Below are 18,119 nucleotides of genomic sequence, written 5' to 3'. Positions count from 1 at the left end.
CGACGTCCCCTGGACCCGACAACTCGAACGCCTACCAAGTAGGTCAAAGGAGTGCCCGCGTGGTCGAGCAAGACCCGAACGTTTCACGTGAAACGCCACCCGCTGGAGCCCCGCACGTCGCGGGCGAACCATACGCCGACACCCCGATCGCCATGGCTGCGGAGCGCGCGAGTCAGGTCCTGACACCTGGCGGTGCCGGCCAACTCCCCCGCCCGCAGCAAACCCGCATCATGACGGTCGCGAACCAGAAGGGTGGCGTCGGCAAGACGACCACTGCGGTGAACCTGGCTGCCGGTCTGGCTCTGCGTGGACTTCGCGTGCTCGTCGTTGATCTCGACCCGCAGGGCAACGCGAGTACGGCCCTGGGTATCGACCATCGCGCCGAGGACATCGCCTCCGTCTATGAACTCCTCCTCGGAGAGGTGACGCTCCAGGAGGCCATCCAGGAGTCGCCGAGCCAACAGGGTCTCTTCTGCGTCCCCGCGACACTCGATCTGGCCGGTGCCGAGATTGAACTCGTGTCCCTGGTGGCGCGCGAGAACAGGCTCCGCAACGCCCTCTCGGACGAAGTGCTTGCCGAGTATCAGCTCGACTACGTCTTCATCGACTGCCCGCCGTCACTCGGCCTGCTGACCGTCAACGCGATGGTCGCCGCCCGTGAGGTCCTCATCCCGATCCAGTGCGAGTACTACGCACTCGAGGGCGTGGGACAGCTTCTCCGGAACATCGAGCTCGTTCAGGCGCACCTCAACCGCGAGTTGCACGTGTCGACGATCGTCCTAACGATGTACGACGGTCGGACCAAGCTGGCCGACCAGGTGGCCGAAGAAGTCCGTCGCCACTTCGGCGACAAGGTGCTCGGCACGATCATCCCCCGCAGTGTGAAGGTGTCCGAGGCACCCGGTTACGGGATGACGATCATCGAGTACGATCCCGGTTCACGTGGCGCGATGAGTTACCTGGATGCGGCGCGCGAACTGGCTCTCCGCGGCGCAGCGGAAAGCGCTCAGGCATGACGACACAGATCCGGTTCCGAGTGGAGGTAGAGGCATGAGTCAACGGGACACCGCGCAGCGACGAGGCGGACTCGGTCGTGGACTGGCCGCACTCATTCCGACCGGTCCCACCGAGGACCAGTCGAGCGCTCCCAGACTGGGCAACGCCGCTGCCGACGTCGTCATCGGGAAGGGCCCGTCGCCTGCCGTCGACGGCCATTCCTCCCCTGCCGGCGCCTCAGCGGTCGACGTATTGAGCCGCGAAGAGGCCGGCGCCGTCTACCGGGAGATCCCGCCCAAACAGATTCAGCCGAACCCGAACCAGCCCCGGACGGTCTTCGACGACGAGCAGATGTCCGAGCTGGTCCACTCGATCCGCGAGTTCGGTTTGATGCAGCCGATCGTCGTACGGCGCCTGAAAGAGCCGACGGCTGACGGTGTCGCCTACCAGATCGTCATGGGTGAGCGCCGGTGGCGGGCGAGCCAGGAGGTCGGTCTCGAGGCCATCCCGGCCATCGTCCGCGAGACAGCTGATGGCGACATGCTGCGCGACGCACTGCTCGAGAACATCCACCGCGCTCAGCTGAATCCGTTGGAAGAGGCGGCCGCCTACCAACAGCTTCTCGAAGAGTTCGGTGTCACCCACGAACAGCTCGCAGCCAAGCTCGGCCGCTCACGCCCGCTCATCAGCAATATGATCCGCTTGCTGAAGCTGCCCATCCCGGTCCAGCGACGAGTCGCGGCGGGCGTTCTGTCCGCTGGGCATGCTCGCGCCCTCCTCGCCCTCGAGACAGGAAGCGACGCACAGGAGGCTCTCGCCGCGCGAATCGTTGCCGAGGGCCTGTCGGTTCGCGCGACCGAGGAAGCTGTCACTCTCGCCAACCGCGGGGACGGACCTGAGGCGAAGCCGGCCGCACCCAAGCGCAAGCCGATGCAGATGCCTGGACTCCAGGACCTCGCCGAGAGACTGTCCGACAGCCTGGACACCAGGGTTACAGTCAGTCTAGGGAAGCGGAAAGGGAAGATTGTCGTGGAGTTCGGATCGGTTGATGACTTGGAACGCATCGTTCAGTTCATCGATCCGAACAAGTGAATTCCACCGCGGTATTCTCGGTACCAGCCGGATGCGGAAGTAATGTCACAGTGACGATTGATGGATCAAGCGGCGACCTGGATTTCGAAATGGTCTGCAGCCCAATATGTTTCGTAGATTCAGGTCTTCGGTTCGGAGCTAGGTGACATGAGCGTGTCGATTGTGCGGCTGGAACTCGGATCTTTCGAGTCGCTCCCCCACCACACCCGGCGATGTGTCTTCTGGGAAGTCGAACCGACCACCAACGGTGAGTCCTACGAGAGCGAGTTCGACAAGGAGGCCTGGATCTCCGGGCTGCTGCTCGAGTGGGGCGCGTGCGGACAGGTCGCGATCGAATCAACGACCAACTCCGTCATCGGTACGGCGTTCTACGCACCGCCGAACAGGGTGCCTCGCTCGCAGCACTTCCCCACTTCCCCGGTCAGTCACGATGCCGTACTACTCACAAGCATCCGAACCGAGCCGGGCCACGAGGAAGTCGCGACGATTCTGCTCGACGCAGTCGTCGGTGATCTGATTCGCCGCGGTGTCCGCGCGGTCGAATCCTTCGGACTGGTTCGCAACGGTGCCGGCGGGGCCGAGTTCGGCTCGACGCTCGGTGCCACACCATCCGGATCTTCGGAGACGGGTGGGGCCGTCGCCGGTGGAGGTCTCGCCGATCTCGATTTCTGGACGGACGAAGAGATCATCGAAGTCGCGCGGGAGATTCTCGAGGACTCACAGGCGGACTTGTGCACCACGTGCATGATCGACGCGTCGTTCCTCAAGAACTCCGGATTCGACGTCGTCTCATCGCATCACCGCTTTCCGCGGTTCCGTCTGGAGCTCGACCAAGGACTCGGCTGGAAGTTCGAGGTGGAGAGCGCCCTGGAGAAGCTTGTGGTGATGGCCGAGATCGATCTCATCGGACGGCAGCGCACAGCTGTCCCGGTGGGATCCGGTCGGGGGCGCGTCAGCGCGAAGCGTTCTCCGCAGCCAGAAGGTCCGCGAAAGTGTAAGTGCCCGTAGGACGATCGTCCTGATCGAGCAGGTACAACCGCTTCACGGCCACCAGGATGGCATCCGCGATGACATTGCGCCAATCCGAATCGGCAAGGACCGCGGCATCATCCGGGTTGGTGATGTAGCCGACGTCGATGAGGGCGACCGGCATTCTGGTGAGCCGCAGGACATCCCACGTGCGCTCGTGCGTCCGACAATCGGCAAGCGGTGTGCGAGCGGCGATCTCGCGCTGGATGAACCCGGCGAGATTGCGACCGATCGTCGAGAAAGAGTTCTGGTTGTTGCCGAAGTAGAACGACGCGACGCCGTTGGCCTGCACGTTGCGGTAATGACCGCAACGCAGCGAGATCATCAGGTCGGCGTCCATGAGGTTCGCGACTCGGGCGCGTTCGTTGTCACCCGGCCGGCCCCGACCATCGTGAGACAGGAAGGTCTGCATCCCGGCGGCGGCCATGCGGCCCTCGAGACGCGCTCCCAGATCCCAGAGAAGATCGGATTCGCGTTCGGCGAGGTCACCGGTCGACAGCGGATGCAGCCCGCCGGAACCCGGATCGATGAGGATCCGCTTGCCCGACAGCTGCGGACCGGAGCGTCGAACCTGCTCCTCCTGACGGATCGCATACGGCGAACCACCGGTCACACGCGTGCCGAGACGCTCGAGAGACCGCAGAGTCGCCGGACCACAGATCCCGTCAGACGCCAGACCGTATTCACTCTGGTACAGACAGACTGCGTTGTGGGTGTTGAGCCCGAAGATTCCGTCGACGAGCGAGGTGTAGTAGCCGAGGTTCTGGAGTCGATGCTGCAGGGTCGCGACGTCGTCGCCGACCATGGGTGCCGACAGCTGGTACGAGAGCACACGGGCACCGAGACGATACGAGGCCTCGCGAAGAACCCGGTAGGTCGCGGGTCCGACGATTCCGTCGACGATCAGACCGCGCTGCTGCTGGAACGCCCGAAGTGCCCGGTCACAGGCTTCGTCGAAAACAGGTTCCCCACCCTCGGGCAACAGACCGAGCCCGACCAGGATGGCGCGGATCTCGGCCACCGCCGAGCCGTGATCCCCAAGTCGGAACAATGGCATGTCGTCACCCCTCGTACGAATCGCGGCAGGGTGACGCCCTGCCGGCGAGATCTGGCGGACCACATCACTGCGGCACCGGTCAGCATCAGCCTGCATTCTCTCAGCTGAAGTTCACTACACCAAACTGGAACAGGTCCAGCGGCGTCGTTGTCGGCTCGTGTCCCTCATGGTCGGGGACCCGGGCCGAGACTACCAACGACGAGAGCCCGCGGGCCCACGACAACGTCGTTCACCCGTCGGACTCTCGCCGCGGATCAGAAGAAAATGCAGGTCAGGCCGACTGGCCGACCACCGAATCGAGCTCGCGGAGCAGTGCCGCCTTGCCCTTGGCCCCCACGATTGTCTTCACCGGCTGACCCTTGTCGAACAGGATCATGGTCGGGATCGACATGATCTGGAAGTCGCGCGCGGTGGCCGGGCTCTCATCGACGTCCAGCTTGGCGATGGTGAGCTTGTCGCCGTGGTCGCGCGCGATCTCCTCGAGAACCGGGGCGACCATGCGGCACGGGCCGCACCAGGTCGCCCAGAAGTCGACCAGAACCGGCTTGTCGGCACCGAGGACGGTGTCCTTGAAAGTGGTGTCGTTGACGACGACCGTGTTTGCACCCATGGTGATGTCCTCCTCAGATGGACTCAGAGAATGAAGTTGGAAAGGAAAAGTTCAGGTCAGGCGGGTGCCTGAACAGCTTCGACGTCGGCAACGGACTCGGCGTCGACGGTGTGCGCGGGCGCTTCACCCTGTTCGGCGAGCCAGCGCTCTGCGTCGATGGCAGCCGAACAGCCACTACCGGCTGCCGTGATGGCCTGACGGTAGGTGTGGTCGACCAGGTCGCCACAGGCGAAGACACCGGGCAACGAGGTGTAGGTGGTGCGACCCTGAACGAGGACGTAGCCCTCGTCGTCGAGGTCGACCTGTCCGCGGACCAGTTCGCTGCGCGGGTCGTGGCCGATCGCGACGAACATGCCGGTGACGTCGAGGTTGCTCACCTCTCCGTTGCGGATGTCCTCGATCTCGAGGCCACTCACCGAGCCGTCGCCGATGACCGACCGAACGGCGGCGTTGGTGACGAACCGGATCTTGTCGTTGTCGCGGGCGCGCTCGAGCATGATCTTCGAGGCGCGGAACTCGTCGCGGCGATGGACCAGCGTGACGGTGCGGGCGAACTTCGTGAGGAAGGTCGCTTCCTCCATCGCGGAGTCGCCGCCGCCGATGACGGCGATGTCCTGGTCCTTGAAGAAGAAGCCGTCGCAGGTCGCGCATGCGGAGACACCGCGACCGAGGAGCTCCTGCTCTCCCTCGACGCCGAGGTACCGAGCTGCTGCGCCCATCGCGAGGATGACCGCGCGTGCGCGGAACACCTCACCGCCGACCTCGACCTCCTTGATGTCGCCCGCGAGGCGAACCGTGTCGACGTCCTCCATGCGCAGGTCGGCGCCGAATCGGATCGCCTGCTCGCGCATCTCGTCCATCAGGGCAGGGCCCTGGATGCCGGTCTGGAAGCCGGGGAAGTTCTCGACCTCGGTGGTCGTCATCAGCGCGCCACCGAACTGGGTGCCCTCGAAGACGATCGGCGCTAGCTCGGCGCGCGCGGCGTAGATCGCCGCGGTGTACCCGGCAGGACCAGATCCGATGATGATCACGTCGTGGATCTGCTGGGTCTCTGGCTGGCTCATCCGTCCTCCGTGCTGTGGGGTATGCGAGATCCCGGAGTTCTCGTCGGGATCACGGCTGCTTCAACACAAGGGTAAGCGCAGATGTTCCCGGTCAAGTCCATGCGTCCGGCGTGGTGACGCAGGTCTCGGCTCTGTAGAGGGGATCAGGCGCCGATGGTCCCCCTGGCCAGGAGCGCGGGATTGTCGGTGTCGCACTCGAGACCGACGATCAGGGCGTCGAACCGGCCGGCGATCCCCGTCGACAGCAGGATGGCGGCAGCGGGGTCGCCGTGGAAGATGATCCGCCCGGAGCCCACGATGACGACCGTCGCGGGGACGAGATGAGCCGCGGTACAGCGCCGGAGCGCGGCGACCGACCCGAACGGCGCACCGTCGGTACGGCCGAGGACTGCGATGGCCGACGCGGAACCCGACGGGTCCAGGGTCTGGGTCGATCCGGGTTGAGCCTGCATCGGCGACGGGGTGTCGTCGGACGACGAGGACATCAGGCGCTGCACGCCGATCGAGCCGAGAGCGACCACCACGATCGCTGCCGCCGCGGCCAGCACCACCGGGAGGATCTTCCACCGGCGGGATCGTTCGCGCCGTGCGGCGAGATCCACCGGGGCGTCCTGGCCGGGACCGGGCCGCACAGGACCGGGAGTTGCCGCACCACCGATCGCGGACGATCCGGCGAGAGCGGCCAGTGTGGCCTGGACGTCGGCGCGGACATGATCCGGAACCGCATGCGGGGCGGGGGCCGACGTGCGGAGCTGACTCGTCGTCCGGACCAGGGCTGCCAGGATCTCCTGCGCGGCAGCGTCATCGGCGATCCGTGCGCGGACGTGGGCGGCAGCGCGTTCGGACAGCACTCCGGCGTGGAGATCGGCCAGCGTCTCCGCCGAATACGGCGGCTCGGGCAGATCGCCGGACTCGGTGTCGTCAGGTCCCCGCGGGGTCATGGTGTCAGTCTTCCATTCCGAAGGTCGGGCGTCGGTGTGTCGGTGGTTGCATCTCGCTGGTCGTTGTCCATTGGTCGTCGAATACTTGGACGCACGACGCGCGGTTCCGGTTCCGCCCCGACCGAATCCGATGGAAAACCATTGGCAGGCAGTGGCTTACGAATCATCGGCAGTCCGGAGATGGCCGAGGACCTGAGCGAGTTTGAGGCGCCCCCGTGCGCATCGGCTCTTGATCGTCCCCTCGGCGACGCCGAGCAATGACGCCGCTTCGGCGACCGAATAGCCCTCTAGGTCGACTGCGACGATGGCCTGTCGTTGCCCTTCGGGCAGCGTGTGCAGCGCCCGACCGATCGACACCGACAGGTCCACCGCGGAGATGTCGTCGGTCGTGTCCGCAATCGACATCACGTCCCATTCGGGCAGGGGGACGGTCTTGCGGGCGTTGTTGCGGCGAATCCGGTCCAGGCACGCGTTGACGACGATCCGGTGCAGCCAGCTGGTGACCCTCGCGTCGGAGCGGAAATCCGCCGCGGTTCGATGCGCGGCCAGCAGTGCGTCCTGCAACCCGTCGGCAGCATCCTCGGGGCTCTGGCTGGTCCGGATGGCGACCGACCACAGGTAGTCGAGGTGACGGTTGACGAGGACGGAGAATGCGCCCGGGTCGCCGGCGACGTGAGCGCCCAGCAACTGCTCATCGGTGCGCAGGTCAACTGCGTCGTTCCCCCCGGCCATGCGCTGAGAGTAATGGAGAAGTCAACTCACGACGCTGCGATGAGGCGGTTGTCTACAGGGTTGCGTCGACTGTGGACAGCTGCGGTGCCCGCGCCCTCAGGCCTCCAGCCGCGACCGGACCGCGGCCATCCGTGCGGCGAGTTCGCGTTCGTCGATCACCCCGCGGTCGAGCAGTGTGTGGGCGAGGGCGACGAGCTGATTCTCCGGATAGGGAAGGTCGGCATAGGTGGTCGCCGCCAGCCGGTCCTCTTCGTCGCGTCGTTCGACCGGGCCAGGGGCACAGGTGGTGCCGGAGGCCTGATCGAGTGCGTCACAGATCCCGTCCAGGCTGGACTTCCACGGCGGAATCGCGTTCTCCACACCGTATTTCGACGCCATCCGGGGCCATACCTGGCCGCGTCCGACGATGTCGACGAGAGGCGGATAGACGCGGAGACGGTGCGGAGTCGACATCGTGTCAGCCCTCCATCGGGTGGATTGCGGGACGGATCGACGTGACACGGTTGGTTGTGACCCCGGGTTTGGGCAGGGCGACCCCGATGACACAGTCGCGGGTGATGATCTCGGCGAGCTGGTCGTGGTTCCAGTCCTCGGTCCCGGCCGGACGCTGCGGCATCACCATGAAGCGGTGCTTCTGGTTGGAGTCCTGCACGTTGATGCTGACGCCCTCGGGCAGTTCGAGGCCGAACTCGGCGAGGACCTGGCGCGGCCAGCGGACCATCCGACGGCGGTAGTTCGGCGTCCGGTACCACTCGGGTGAATTGCCCAGGATCGGACGCGGGTAACACGAACACAGCGCGCACACGATCACGTTGTGCACGTCGGGGGTGTCCGCCAGAATTTCGAACGCCGTGAAGTCACTGGGTGTTCCGAAACCCGTGGGTTCCAGCCAGTCCACCCCGACCTCCTTGCTCGCGGTCATCGGCTCCTTCATCGCGAGCTCTTTGAAGTCCGGTTCGAGCCAGGCCCGTGCGACGAGCGTCGCCGCGGGTGTGGGGCCGATCTGTTCGGCGAACTCGGTGAATCGTCGATGTTCGTCCGCGGTGAAGATCCCCTTCTCGATGCACAGTTCGCGCAGGGCGATCTCGAGGACCTCGAAGTCGGTGATCTCGTCGACCATCGGCGCGACGGTCCGCTCGTGGTCGTGGTCGTGGTCGTGGTCGTGTGCGTCGTTGCTCATGATTGCGTGTCCTAGCCGCCGGCTGGTGCCAGCCAACGTTCGGGGATCTCGGTCTGCAAGGTGTCGCCTGTCGGCCCGCCGTAGCCGTGCCACAGGTCGGCCATCGGGAACTGCACGACGTAGAACCATTCGGTCTTCGCGTCGTCCATCGCGAAGGTCTCGTCTTCTGCCGCCGGGCTCTCATAGGCGATCTCGACGATCTTTCCGGTGGCGCCACGGCAGTATGCGGGTGTGCGCGTGTAGAAGATGACCGGCATCTCCCGGACGAGGACCTCGTCACCCAACGCGAATCGCGGCTCGCCCGCCTGACCGGCATATACCTGGGGGTCACCTTTGCCGACGGCCCGCTTGTGATGTTCGTTGCGGGCGACCCCGGAACCGTCGCCTTCACCGCGTGGTTTGGCCTCGGGGGCCTTGCCACCTGTTCCGTTCGCGTAGCGCTCCTGGATCTCGACCATGCGCTCGGTGAGCTCGCCCAGCTTGATGTGGTGCTTCTCGATGAGGACCCGCGCAACGGCGATTATCCACCGACCGTAGTACGGCAGTCCGAGGTACTGGGCTCGCCCGACATCGACATTGCCGATACGTCGCCGTTCCTCCGACAACCAGATTCCTCGCCAGGCGAGGACCTCACACATGACGTAGGTCATGTGCTCCCATGTCTCGTACTCTTTGCCCTCGAGGAACATCGGTGCGTCTGGCTCGCCACCGACGTCGTGAACGGGTTTCCAATATGCGGCGATCCGGGCGTGGTCGAGCATGTCCGGGTACGGGGCATCAATCAACTCTGGATACGAAGAGTGAAGTCGCGCAACAAGATGCAGTTGTTCCGCACGTTCCTTGGCAGTGCTCACTTGGCACCTCCGGGGGGCCTGATCGGCAACAGCGAACGTTGCTGAATGTACTCTTCGACACTCTGGATCGGGCTCGATTCGTGCCCGATCAGAAAATCGATTCTCTGTAATTCTTGAAACACATTGATGTAATGCTTGATGGGAACCAGAGAATATTGACGATTAGCGTCCAGAATGCCAGATAAGAGTATTTCCGCGAGCAGTCCGAAAAGTGCTTATTGGGCCGGGGTGCGGACTCTGCCGCCAGTGGCCGTCGCGGTAGGCGACGCAGCGGTCGGGGGTCAGGTCACCAGCCGGGCATGCGAGGCGATGAGCAGGTCGACGGAGACGTCGAGGATGTCGTCGATGTCGTTGCCGCTGTTGAGGTCACCGCTGTTGAGGTCACGGTCGGGCGGGTCGTGGGACGGCGGTGTCGGTTCTTCCCCGGGCTCCTCCCCCGCGATGTACCAGTCGACGAGCAGCTGCGTGACGGCACCGACCAGGGCGACGGAGGTCAAACGCTGCCCGCGTGAAGGCGTCATCGTCCCGCGGGCCAGGTTCAGTATCAGCTCAGCCCATCCGTGGATGGCGTGCATGCGGACCCGCTCGAGCTTCCCGGAGACCCCCACCACTTCGACGAGCATCACGCGGGCACGCCGGCGGTCCTGCGCCAGGCACGTCATGAAGGCACCCAGGGTGGCCCGCGCTGCCCACGGAACATGCTCGGCGGCAATGCCTTTCATCTCCGGAGAAGAAGTCCCGTACTCGCTGTCCGAACGATCGGGGTCCGATCGGATGGCGGTGGTTCGGTCTTCCGGTCCCGGGGTGAGAAACTCCGCCGCGGCGGCTACGGTTGCCGACCGGACGAAGTCGACGGAGTCGAGGTAGACCGCTTCGAGCAGCTCGGCGCGGTCGCCGAAGGACTCGTAGAAGTAGCGCTGGGTCAGGCCGGCAAGAGCGCAGATGTTCTTGACCGATGCCGTGGCGTAGCCGTGGGTTCCGAAGATCTCGAGTCCGGCCTCGATCAGCGCGGCGCGGCGTCGGGCGCGGCGCTCCTCGGGATCGGCCCCGCCGTAGCGGCGACCGGCCGTCGATGACGAGACCGACACCGCTCCTCCTTCTTCACCACCAGGTCCTTTACAGCTTCACTTCTGACACGTTACCTTGTCAGAAGCAAACTGACATGCTGACGTGTCAGATGGTGGGCGAAGGGGTACACCGTGTTGGAGTTCTTACCGGAACCGATGCGCGAGCCGACGGTTCTCGCGATCCCGTTCTTCGTGACGATGCTGGCGATCGAATGGTTCGCCGCGGCCAAGCTCGAACACGACCTCGAGGACGGCCTCGACGGCGAGGGCGGACCGCTGCCGGGCGCGTATGAGACGCGGGACGCGCGCGCGAGTGTCCTCATGGGGCTCGTCTCCATCGGCACCAGCGCGTTCTGGAAACTTCTCGGGCTGCTGGCCTACACCGCCCTGTTCACTTATGTCGCTCCGTGGCATCTGCCGATGGACCAGTGGTACTCGTGGGTCATCGCCTTCGTGGCGGTGGACTTCATCTACTACTGGGTGCATCGGGTGTCGCACCGCGTGCGCATCGTGTGGGCGACCCACCAGGCCCATCACTCCAGCGAGTACTTCAACTTCGCGACCGCGCTGCGCCAGAAGTGGAACATCAGCGCGGCGATCGTGATGTGGCTACCGCTCCCCCTGCTCGGCGTGCCGCCGGCTCTCGTCTTCTTCGCGTACTCGCTGAACCTCATCTACCAGTTCTGGATTCACACCGAGCACATCGACAGGATGTGGCGACCGTTCGAGTACGTGTTCAACACCCCGTCGCACCATCGCGTCCATCACGGGCGCGATCCCGAGTATCTCGACCGCAACTACGGTGGCGTCTTCATCATCTGGGACCGGATGTTCGGGTCGTTCACACCGGAGGTACGACGCCCGCGCTATGGCCTCACCAAACCGGTCGACACGTACAACATCTGGCGGCTCGAGACGCACGAGTACGTGGCGATCGCCCGTGACGTGAAGTCGACGTCGAGCTGGCGAGCACGCCTCGGTTACATCTTCGGACCACCCGGGTGGACGCCGAGCATCAGCGGACGCGATCCTGAACCGGCGGTGTCGGAGCGCCCGACCTGATCACGTCTCGGTGCTGCCGAGGGCCTTGACATCAGCGTGTGCGGGCGGACCGACCAACAGCCGGCCAGGGCTCGCTGTGGGTGCTCAAGCTGAGAATCAACGGTGAAACGGGTCGACAATCAACGCAGGTGATCGTGGCTTTTGTAAGGTTCCCCAGAGGGACTGGTCGCGGAGATCGGTGCTGTGGCCGCTGGCGGTGAGGGTGTGGGTCTCCGTCGCTCACAGGCATTTCAGGTCTGTTCCGCGAATCGTTCGGCATCGCGGACCTTTCCAGAGACGATGATGGTGTCACCGGGGGAGAGGATGGTGTCGGCGGTGGCGTAGGTGAATCCTTCGCCGGGACGTTTGATTGCGACCACGGTGACACCGAACTTTGAACGGATGGTGGTTTCGGCGAGCGGGCGGCCGAGAGTGAAGGGTGGCGGGGACGTTTTCACCATCGCGAAGCCGTCGTCGAATTCGATGTAGTCGATCATGCGACCACGGACAACGTGGGCGACCCGTTTACCCATGTCGTGTTCGGGTCGCACCACGTGGTGGACCCCGATTTGGGTGAGGATCTTGGCGTGGGAGTGGCTGATCGCTTTGGCCCAGATGTTGGGGACGTTCAGATTGATCAGGGCGGAAGCGGTGAGCAGGCTCGCTTCGAGGTCGGAGCCGATTCCGACCACGGCGCGGTCGTATTCGTCGACGGAGAGTTGCCGTAACGATTCCTCGTCGGTGGTGTCGACCACGGCGGCGTGGGTGAGGCGGTGTGCGAGCTTTTGCACCACCGCCTCGCTGGCGTCGAGGCCGAGTACTTCAGTGCCTTGGTTCATCAGTTCGAGGGCCAACGACTTGCCGAAGCGTCCGAGTCCGAGTACCACCACGACGTCGGAGGGTGTTTGCCTAGCCAATGAAGGGCCTTTCTGTGGGTAGTTCGTAGCGCCGACTTCGCTGGCGCGCTGCGAGAGCACTTACGAGGGTGATGGGTCCGATCCGGCCGAGATACATCAGCACGATCAGCAACAGTTGTCCCCAGAGCGGAAGTGCGGCGGTGATCCCGGTCGACAGCCCGACGGTCGCGAAGGCCGATGTGACCTCGAACAGTAAGGCGTTGAGGTCGAAGGTGGTCCCGGCAAGAAGCAGCACGGTCGGTACGACCACGAGGGCAATGCCGATGGCTGCGACCGTGAGGGCCTGACGCTGAAGGCGCGGATCGATACGTCGGTCGAACACCGTTACTGATTTCTCTCCTCGGACTTCGGCGATGATGACGACGAGCAGCACCGCGAAGGTGGTCACCTTGATTCCGCCTGCGGTGCCGCCACTGCCGCCGCCGATGAACATCAGCACATCTGTGATCAACAGGGTCGCGTCGTCCATCTGCGCATAGTCCACGCTGTTGAATCCGGCAGTGCGTGGCATCACTCCCTGGAAAGCAGCGATGAGCAACTTTGAACCGAGGCCGTGGTGTTGCAAGGTGCCGAACCACTCCAATGCCAGCACCGATCCGAAACCCACCGCCAGCAGGATCGCGGTCATCACAGTGGTCAGGCGGGTGTGCAGGCTCCACCTGCGTGAGACGTAGTTTGAGCGGTTCTTGCGGACTCGGCGTCCGATCTCGAACAGGACGGGGAAGCCCAATCCGCCGGCGATGACCGCGATCATCAACGGCAGACAGATCCACGGGTCCTCAGCGAAACCGATCATGTTGTCGCTGTACAGAGCGAACCCAGCGTTGTTGAACGCTGAGATCGAGTGGAACACACCAAGCCACAGTGCGCGTAGAGGGGTGTGGTCGTAGCCGAGGGCGAACCGGGCTGTCAGCGCCGCAGCGATGACGGCCTCGAACAAGAGGCTGACCCGCACCACTCCGATGACGACGGAGCGAACGTCGCCCAGCCCCGATGCGCGAGCTTCGGCGGCGGTGTTGAGTCTGGCTTTGAGGCCGATTCGGTTCGCCAGCAACAACCCGACCAACGAGGCCATCGTCATGATTCCCAGACCGCCGACTTGGATCAGCGCAAGAATCACGCCTTGCCCGAACCCGGACCAGTACACCGGTGTGTCGGTGACGATGAGTCCGGTCAGGCACGTCGCCGATGTAGAGGTGAACAGTGCGTCTACCAGGCTCGCACCTGCTCCGGTACGCGTGGAGACAGGCAGCATCAACAGCATCGTCCCCGCCGCGATGGCGGCCGCGAATCCCAACGCAACCACGCGAGCCGGGGTCAACACTGCGCGAGCCGCGGCACGCCGAACAATCCCCCAGGGGTGTACACGGAAAAGGGCAGTCACGACCGCTCACAGTAGACCCACCCGCGGCACACCGTAATGAGTTGTCGCGATCGGCCGCATCGTCATCGACGCAGGTCTGGCGCGCGGGCCGCAGCCAGGTCTGCATCCTCAGCGCGTCCGATGAGCTCTTGGATGCTGGTCGGCCACGAACGAGTCGGTCAGCCCGCCATCGTGACGCGGCCGACCTCGGCCTGGTAGCCGCCCGCCGCAGGTGGCAGCGTGGTGATCCACACCATCACGTAGCGGCTGGCTTGCGGAGACGCGATCCGGATGGTCGTGGTGTTCTGATCGACACGACCCGCGGCCACCGGGGTGGTCCGGGCGAAGGCGGGCTTCGCGTTCGGCGAGGTGCGGATCTCGACGTCGAAACCCGGGGTCGGGGTCTCGATGGTCACCGACTTCACGGCGCGCTCGTCCCCGAGGTCGAACATCAGCCCCAGGCCCGGCTTCAGACCGCCGAACTCGGGACGGCCCCGATAGTTGTCGGTCTGCCACGGCGGCGCGGCACCGGTGATCACATTGCCGACATTGGCCGAGTTGTCCGGCGGCTGCGACGAGAAGTCGGCCACGGTCACCGACCGGAGCGCGATGTCCTGCGCCGGCGGGGCCTCGGTGGGTGCATTCGCCCCGGGGGCCGGTTCGCCCGGCGGTGCCGGCTCGGTGGTGGTCAGGATCGAGTCGATGTCACTCGAGCCGTCACCGCTCCCGAAGACGTTGGTGGCTCCGACGATCAGCGCGATGACCACGAAGATCGCGAGCAGGCCTGCGCCGATCAGCAGTGCCAGGTTCTTGCGTCCCGGCTTGTGCTCGGCGCTGCCGACCCGCGGCGCCACCGAGACCGGCGGCGGCGCGTCGGCGTCGGTGATGGCGGGCAGCATGTCGGTGTTGAGGTCAACGACCGTTGCCTGGTCGAGGACATGCTGGACCGTCGCCGCGGTCCGGATCCCGCGGGTGCCGTCGAGCGCACGCGCTGCGACGGCCGAGATCTCGAACGGGATGTCGGGCTTGGCCGCCCTCGGTTCAAGCGGCTGACCGTTCTCACCCGGTGCGGCCACCGGGATTCCGCCGATCGGTTCGGTGACGTCCTCGGTGGTGACGAGTCGCGAGCCGTTCTCGGGATCGAGGGTCCACCGGTTGAGCAGGAGGGCGTAGAGCACCGCGCCGAGTCCGCGCACGTCGGAGGCCTTGTCGTCTCCGGCGAGTGTGCCCGGGAAGGCGAGAACCGCGTTGCCGTCGTGGCTGATCCGGATGCGGTCGGGATGGTCGATCGACAGTGCGCCGCCCGAACGGTGGGCGATCTCGGCGGCCGCGGCCAGCGAGCGCACGGCACGAGCGGCACCGATCGGGGACGGCTCGGACCGGGCGACGTCGGCGAGCGACGAGCCGGGCACCCACTCGGCGACCACGATGCCGCCGGAGGAGCCGCGCACGACGTCGAGCACCCGGGCCACGCCGTCGGAGGTGATCTGTCCGAGGCGCAGGGTCCGCGAGAGGACCGCCTGGGGTCCCTGGTCGGTCGCCTTGATCGCCTGTCCGCGCTCGAGCGGCGGGGCGAGCTGGTCCGCGTCGACGAAGGTCAGTGCCACCTCGCGGTCGAGGTTGATGTCCTGGGCGCGCCAGAACTGCAGACCGCGGGTGCCGCCGTGCTGTTCGAGGAGTCGGTATCGGCCGCCGGCGACCGCCGCACCCGGGATCAGGCGCGGGCCGCGTCGACGGGCGACCTCCGGAGCGGGGGCAGCAGCCGCCGCATCCGGGGTCGGGGCGTGAGCGGGTGTGGAGGGAGTCTGGGGTCCGGCGGAATGGGGTTCGGCGGAATGGGATTCGGCGGAATGGGATTCGGCGGAATGGGATTCGCCGGGACCGGATTCGACGGGCGACCCGGTGGGCGCAGTCGTGTCGATCTCGCTGTCACTCACGCGACGGACTCCTTTCCTCCGGTATCTGATGTCGCGCGGAACCGGTGCACGCTCTGGGATGGGACGTACATCCCGGCCGGCGCCGATCGCGCCGCCGGAGTGCACAGAGTAGGACTGCCACGTCGCGGTACCCCTGTCGAAACGGCGCAGCACTTGTACCTGACCAGAGTACGGGAGCGATTCGTCGGCAGAGACGCGCGGAAACTGAACTGTGATCGCCGGGGACTGTTCGCGTTCGGGCTCTGCGGGCGGCGCGAGGGCCGGGATGAACCGGCCGAGGAGACGACGCACCGAGTTGCCGATCGCGACCACGTCCGGCACCCGCGCGGCGGCCAGACCCGCGTAGGTCACCGACAGCACGACGACCGCAGTGAGGACGAGGTAGAGCACCGAGCCGACCTTGCCGAGCCAGCCGATCATGTGATCGAGGCCGGACATCTTGGCGACTGCCCACACGACCGCCGAGACGCTGAGGGAGACCGCGAAGGTCACCAGCGTGGTGCGGGCGACGTTCGTCAGTCGTGCGCCGCGCAGGCGGCTGCGGAGCAGATAGTGGCCGACGATGGCGCCGACCAGGTAGCCCAGCCCATTGGACAGGGCGAGCCACCGCACGACGTTCGACGGGTCGTCGAACAGGACGGGGCCCATGTACGACGACGTCACCTTGACCACGGTGATGCCGAGCGCGATGAAGGTCGGGGTCCAGGCGTCCTCACGGGCGTAGAAGACGCGTAGCTGGACGAGTGTCATCGAGTACGGGATCAGCGTGAACGCACCCCAGGCGAGCACTGAACCCAGCTGGGAGGCGTCGGCGGCGTCGAACCGGCCGAAGTTGAACACCGCGATGGCGATGGCCGGCCCGAAGAAGGTCATGAACGCCACGACGGGAACCAGCGCGACCATCGTCAGTCGGGTGGCCAGCGACAGATCGTCGACCACGGCTTTCGTGTCGTCGGCGGCCGCGTTGCGCGACAGTCGCGGCATGATCGCGGTCAGGATGGTCACGCCGAGCACGCCGTAGGGCAGCTGCAGCAACTGCCAGTGGGTGAAGTAGATGCTGACGCCGGACTCCTCGGCGGAGGCGGCGATCCGGTACGTCGCGATGAGACCGACCTGCAGCAGGGCGACGTAGGCGACGATCGCCAGCGCCATGTTGCCGAACTGGCGCAGCCGGGCGTCGATGCCCCATTCCAGCTTCAGATGCACCCCGGCCTTACGCAGGAACGGCACCAGGACCATGGCCTGCAGCACCACGCCGAGAGTGCAGCCGATACCCAGGACGAGCAGCTTCGGATCGCTCATCCGGACCGGGTTGAGAGTGATCTCGCCGGGCACCAGGGCGTACAGCACGAGGGTCGTGATCTGGACGACGTTGTTCAGCACCGGAGCCCAAGCGCCCGGTTTGAACAGGCCGCGCAGGTTGAGCACGGCGATGAATAGTGCGGAGAGCCCGTAGAACAGGATCTCCGGCAGCAACAGGTACGCGAGGTGGGTGGACAGGTCCCGGTTGACCTGTCCGTCACCGAGATTCAGGTAGGTCAGCAGTGGCGCCGCGATGACGGCCAGGACCGTCGCCGAGCCGAGCACCACCACGGTGATCGTGAAGATGCGGTTGAGGAACCCCTGACCACCGTCTTCGTCTTCGGCCTCCGCGCGCGCGAGGAGCGGGATGACGATGGCCGTGAGCACGGCGCCCAGCACGACCTCGGCGATCATGTTCGGCAGCACGTCGGCGGCCTGGAACGCCGAGGCGATGCCCGAACCGAGCATCGCCAGGATCAGAACGGTGCGCAGGAAGCCGGTGATGCGACTGAAGAGGGTCGCGATGGCGATCGAGCCACTGGTCCGCAGGATGCTCGAGTCGGAGTCGCGCGCCAGACCGGTCGACGACGAGTCGTCGCCGGCGGTCACCGTCTTCGACGACCCGGTGTTGACGGCGTCGGTCTCACCGCTGTGTCGTTCGTGGTAGCCGGCCGCGTCCAGACGGCCGGGCCGGGCCGGCGGGGCGTCGACTCGGAGACCGCCGGCGACGGGTCCCTGGGCATGCCGGGCGCCGGGAGCAGGAGGCGGCGGGACCGGCCGGCCGGGCCGCGGTGGTGGCGGCACGGGGCCGGAGCCGGGCGGGATCCGGCGGGGTGCTGCGCGATCCGGACGCTGGGGAGGCACCGCACCGGGTGTCCCCGGCCGCGGTTCGCGCGGCACATCGTTCCAGTTCACGTGGTGTTTCGCCATCCTCGTT

General features: G+C 65.7%; 16 protein-coding genes. 4 read left to right on the top strand and 12 right to left on the bottom strand.

What is annotated here, in order from left to right; all coding sequences use genetic code 11:
• Positions 1 to 59 precede the first annotated feature (59 nt).
• From GOALK_RS22545 to GOALK_RS22535, 3 genes are all read left to right on the top strand, one after another.
• Positions 60 to 1,016, top strand: coding sequence for a ParA family protein (locus tag GOALK_RS22545; RefSeq protein WP_006361165.1), 957 nt, complete (start codon positions 60 to 62; stop codon positions 1,014 to 1,016).
• Between the two features lie 34 nt (positions 1,017 to 1,050).
• The gene (locus GOALK_RS22540; RefSeq protein WP_006361164.1) at positions 1,051 to 2,088 is read left to right on the top strand and encodes a ParB/RepB/Spo0J family partition protein; all 1,038 of its coding nucleotides are present in this window, start codon (positions 1,051 to 1,053) and stop codon (positions 2,086 to 2,088) included.
• A 147-nt stretch (positions 2,089 to 2,235) separates the two neighbouring features.
• Entirely contained in the window at positions 2,236 to 3,096 is an 861-nt protein-coding gene (locus tag GOALK_RS22535) for a hypothetical protein (RefSeq protein WP_006361163.1), read from the top strand.
• On the opposite strand, the gene GOALK_RS22530 is transcribed toward GOALK_RS22535, so the two are convergent.
• The 9 genes from GOALK_RS22530 to GOALK_RS22490 form a co-directional block, all read right to left on the bottom strand.
• On the bottom strand, positions 3,041 to 4,174 hold the full coding sequence (locus GOALK_RS22530; RefSeq protein ID WP_006361162.1) for an N-acetylmuramoyl-L-alanine amidase: 1,134 nt from the start codon (positions 4,172 to 4,174) through the stop codon (positions 3,041 to 3,043). The genes GOALK_RS22535 and GOALK_RS22530 overlap by 56 nt on opposite strands.
• 271 nt (positions 4,175 to 4,445) lie before the next feature.
• On the bottom strand, positions 4,446 to 4,784 hold the full coding sequence (gene trxA / locus GOALK_RS22525; RefSeq protein ID WP_006361161.1) for a thioredoxin: 339 nt from the start codon (positions 4,782 to 4,784) through the stop codon (positions 4,446 to 4,448).
• Between the two features lie 56 nt (positions 4,785 to 4,840).
• The gene (trxB, locus tag GOALK_RS22520; RefSeq protein WP_006361160.1) at positions 4,841 to 5,848 is read right to left on the bottom strand and encodes a thioredoxin-disulfide reductase; all 1,008 of its coding nucleotides are present in this window, start codon (positions 5,846 to 5,848) and stop codon (positions 4,841 to 4,843) included.
• Between the two features lie 143 nt (positions 5,849 to 5,991).
• The gene (locus tag GOALK_RS22515; protein ID WP_006361159.1) at positions 5,992 to 6,789 is read right to left on the bottom strand and encodes an RsmA family anti-sigma factor; all 798 of its coding nucleotides are present in this window, start codon (positions 6,787 to 6,789) and stop codon (positions 5,992 to 5,994) included.
• A 156-nt stretch (positions 6,790 to 6,945) separates the two neighbouring features.
• Positions 6,946 to 7,521 carry an RNA polymerase sigma factor SigM gene (gene sigM / locus GOALK_RS22510; RefSeq protein WP_006361158.1) on the bottom strand — a complete coding sequence of 192 codons (576 nt, stop codon included), beginning with the start codon at positions 7,519 to 7,521 and terminating at the stop codon, positions 6,946 to 6,948.
• 96 nt (positions 7,522 to 7,617) lie between these two features.
• A complete protein-coding gene (locus tag GOALK_RS22505) occupies positions 7,618 to 7,974 on the bottom strand; it encodes an SH3-like domain-containing protein (protein WP_006361157.1) in 357 nt (118 codons plus the stop codon).
• Positions 7,975 to 7,978: 4 nt separating this feature from the next.
• Positions 7,979 to 8,701, bottom strand: coding sequence for a thiocyanate hydrolase subunit gamma (gene scnC, locus GOALK_RS22500; RefSeq protein WP_006361156.1), 723 nt, complete (start codon positions 8,699 to 8,701; stop codon positions 7,979 to 7,981).
• Between the two features lie 11 nt (positions 8,702 to 8,712).
• Positions 8,713 to 9,555 carry an SH3-like domain-containing protein gene (locus GOALK_RS22495; RefSeq protein WP_006361155.1) on the bottom strand — a complete coding sequence of 281 codons (843 nt, stop codon included), beginning with the start codon at positions 9,553 to 9,555 and terminating at the stop codon, positions 8,713 to 8,715.
• A gap of 281 nt (positions 9,556 to 9,836) precedes the next feature.
• Positions 9,837 to 10,643 (bottom strand): TetR/AcrR family transcriptional regulator, encoded by an 807-nt coding sequence (locus GOALK_RS22490; protein WP_006361154.1) that lies wholly within the window; start codon positions 10,641 to 10,643, stop codon positions 9,837 to 9,839.
• Between the two features lie 111 nt (positions 10,644 to 10,754).
• Between GOALK_RS22490 and GOALK_RS22485 the strand changes: the two genes are divergently transcribed.
• Positions 10,755 to 11,684, top strand: coding sequence for a sterol desaturase family protein (locus GOALK_RS22485; RefSeq protein ID WP_006361153.1), 930 nt, complete (start codon positions 10,755 to 10,757; stop codon positions 11,682 to 11,684).
• 230 nt (positions 11,685 to 11,914) lie between these two features.
• On the opposite strand, the gene GOALK_RS22480 is transcribed toward GOALK_RS22485, so the two are convergent.
• The 3 genes from GOALK_RS22480 to GOALK_RS22470 all read right to left on the bottom strand — a co-directional run bounded on the left by GOALK_RS22480 (position 11,915) and on the right by GOALK_RS22470 (position 18,112).
• Complete coding sequence (locus GOALK_RS22480; RefSeq protein ID WP_040004443.1) at positions 11,915 to 12,553, bottom strand: potassium channel family protein; 639 nt, start codon at positions 12,551 to 12,553, stop codon at positions 11,915 to 11,917.
• A gap of 19 nt (positions 12,554 to 12,572) precedes the next feature.
• Positions 12,573 to 13,844 (bottom strand): TrkH family potassium uptake protein, encoded by a 1,272-nt coding sequence (locus tag GOALK_RS22475; protein WP_006361151.1) that lies wholly within the window; start codon positions 13,842 to 13,844, stop codon positions 12,573 to 12,575.
• Between the two features lie 278 nt (positions 13,845 to 14,122).
• Positions 14,123 to 18,112: a murein biosynthesis integral membrane protein MurJ gene (locus GOALK_RS22470; protein ID WP_006361150.1), complete on the bottom strand. Its 3,990-nt coding sequence runs from the start codon at positions 18,110 to 18,112 to the stop codon at positions 14,123 to 14,125.
• Between the last annotated feature and the right edge of the window lie 7 nt (positions 18,113 to 18,119).

Origin of the sequence: Gordonia alkanivorans NBRC 16433 (assembly GCF_000225505.1) — a bacterium.
GTDB lineage: Bacteria > Actinomycetota > Actinomycetes > Mycobacteriales > Mycobacteriaceae > Gordonia > Gordonia alkanivorans.
This window is presented reverse-complemented; position numbering and strand designations above follow the sequence as displayed.

Coding starts and splice junctions, on each gene's coding strand:
- GOALK_RS22540 (WP_006361164.1), top strand. CDS start 1,051: ATGAGTCAACGGGACACCGCGCAGCGACGAGGCGGACTCGGTCGTGGA.
- GOALK_RS22535 (WP_006361163.1), top strand. CDS start 2,236: ATGAGCGTGTCGATTGTGCGGCTGGAACTCGGATCTTTCGAGTCGCTC.
- GOALK_RS22530 (WP_006361162.1), bottom strand. CDS start 4,174: ATGCCATTGTTCCGACTTGGGGATCACGGCTCGGCGGTGGCCGAGATC.
- trxA (WP_006361161.1), bottom strand. CDS start 4,784: ATGGGTGCAAACACGGTCGTCGTCAACGACACCACTTTCAAGGACACC.
- trxB (WP_006361160.1), bottom strand. CDS start 5,848: ATGAGCCAGCCAGAGACCCAGCAGATCCACGACGTGATCATCATCGGA.
- GOALK_RS22515 (WP_006361159.1), bottom strand. CDS start 6,789: ATGACCCCGCGGGGACCTGACGACACCGAGTCCGGCGATCTGCCCGAG.
- sigM (WP_006361158.1), bottom strand. CDS start 7,521: ATGGCCGGGGGGAACGACGCAGTTGACCTGCGCACCGATGAGCAGTTG.
- GOALK_RS22505 (WP_006361157.1), bottom strand. CDS start 7,974: ATGTCGACTCCGCACCGTCTCCGCGTCTATCCGCCTCTCGTCGACATC.
- scnC (WP_006361156.1), bottom strand. CDS start 8,701: ATGAGCAACGACGCACACGACCACGACCACGACCACGACCACGAGCGG.
- GOALK_RS22475 (WP_006361151.1), bottom strand. CDS start 13,844: ATGCTGTTGATGCTGCCTGTCTCCACGCGTACCGGAGCAGGTGCGAGC.
- GOALK_RS22470 (WP_006361150.1), bottom strand. CDS start 18,112: ATGGCGAAACACCACGTGAACTGGAACGATGTGCCGCGCGAACCGCGG.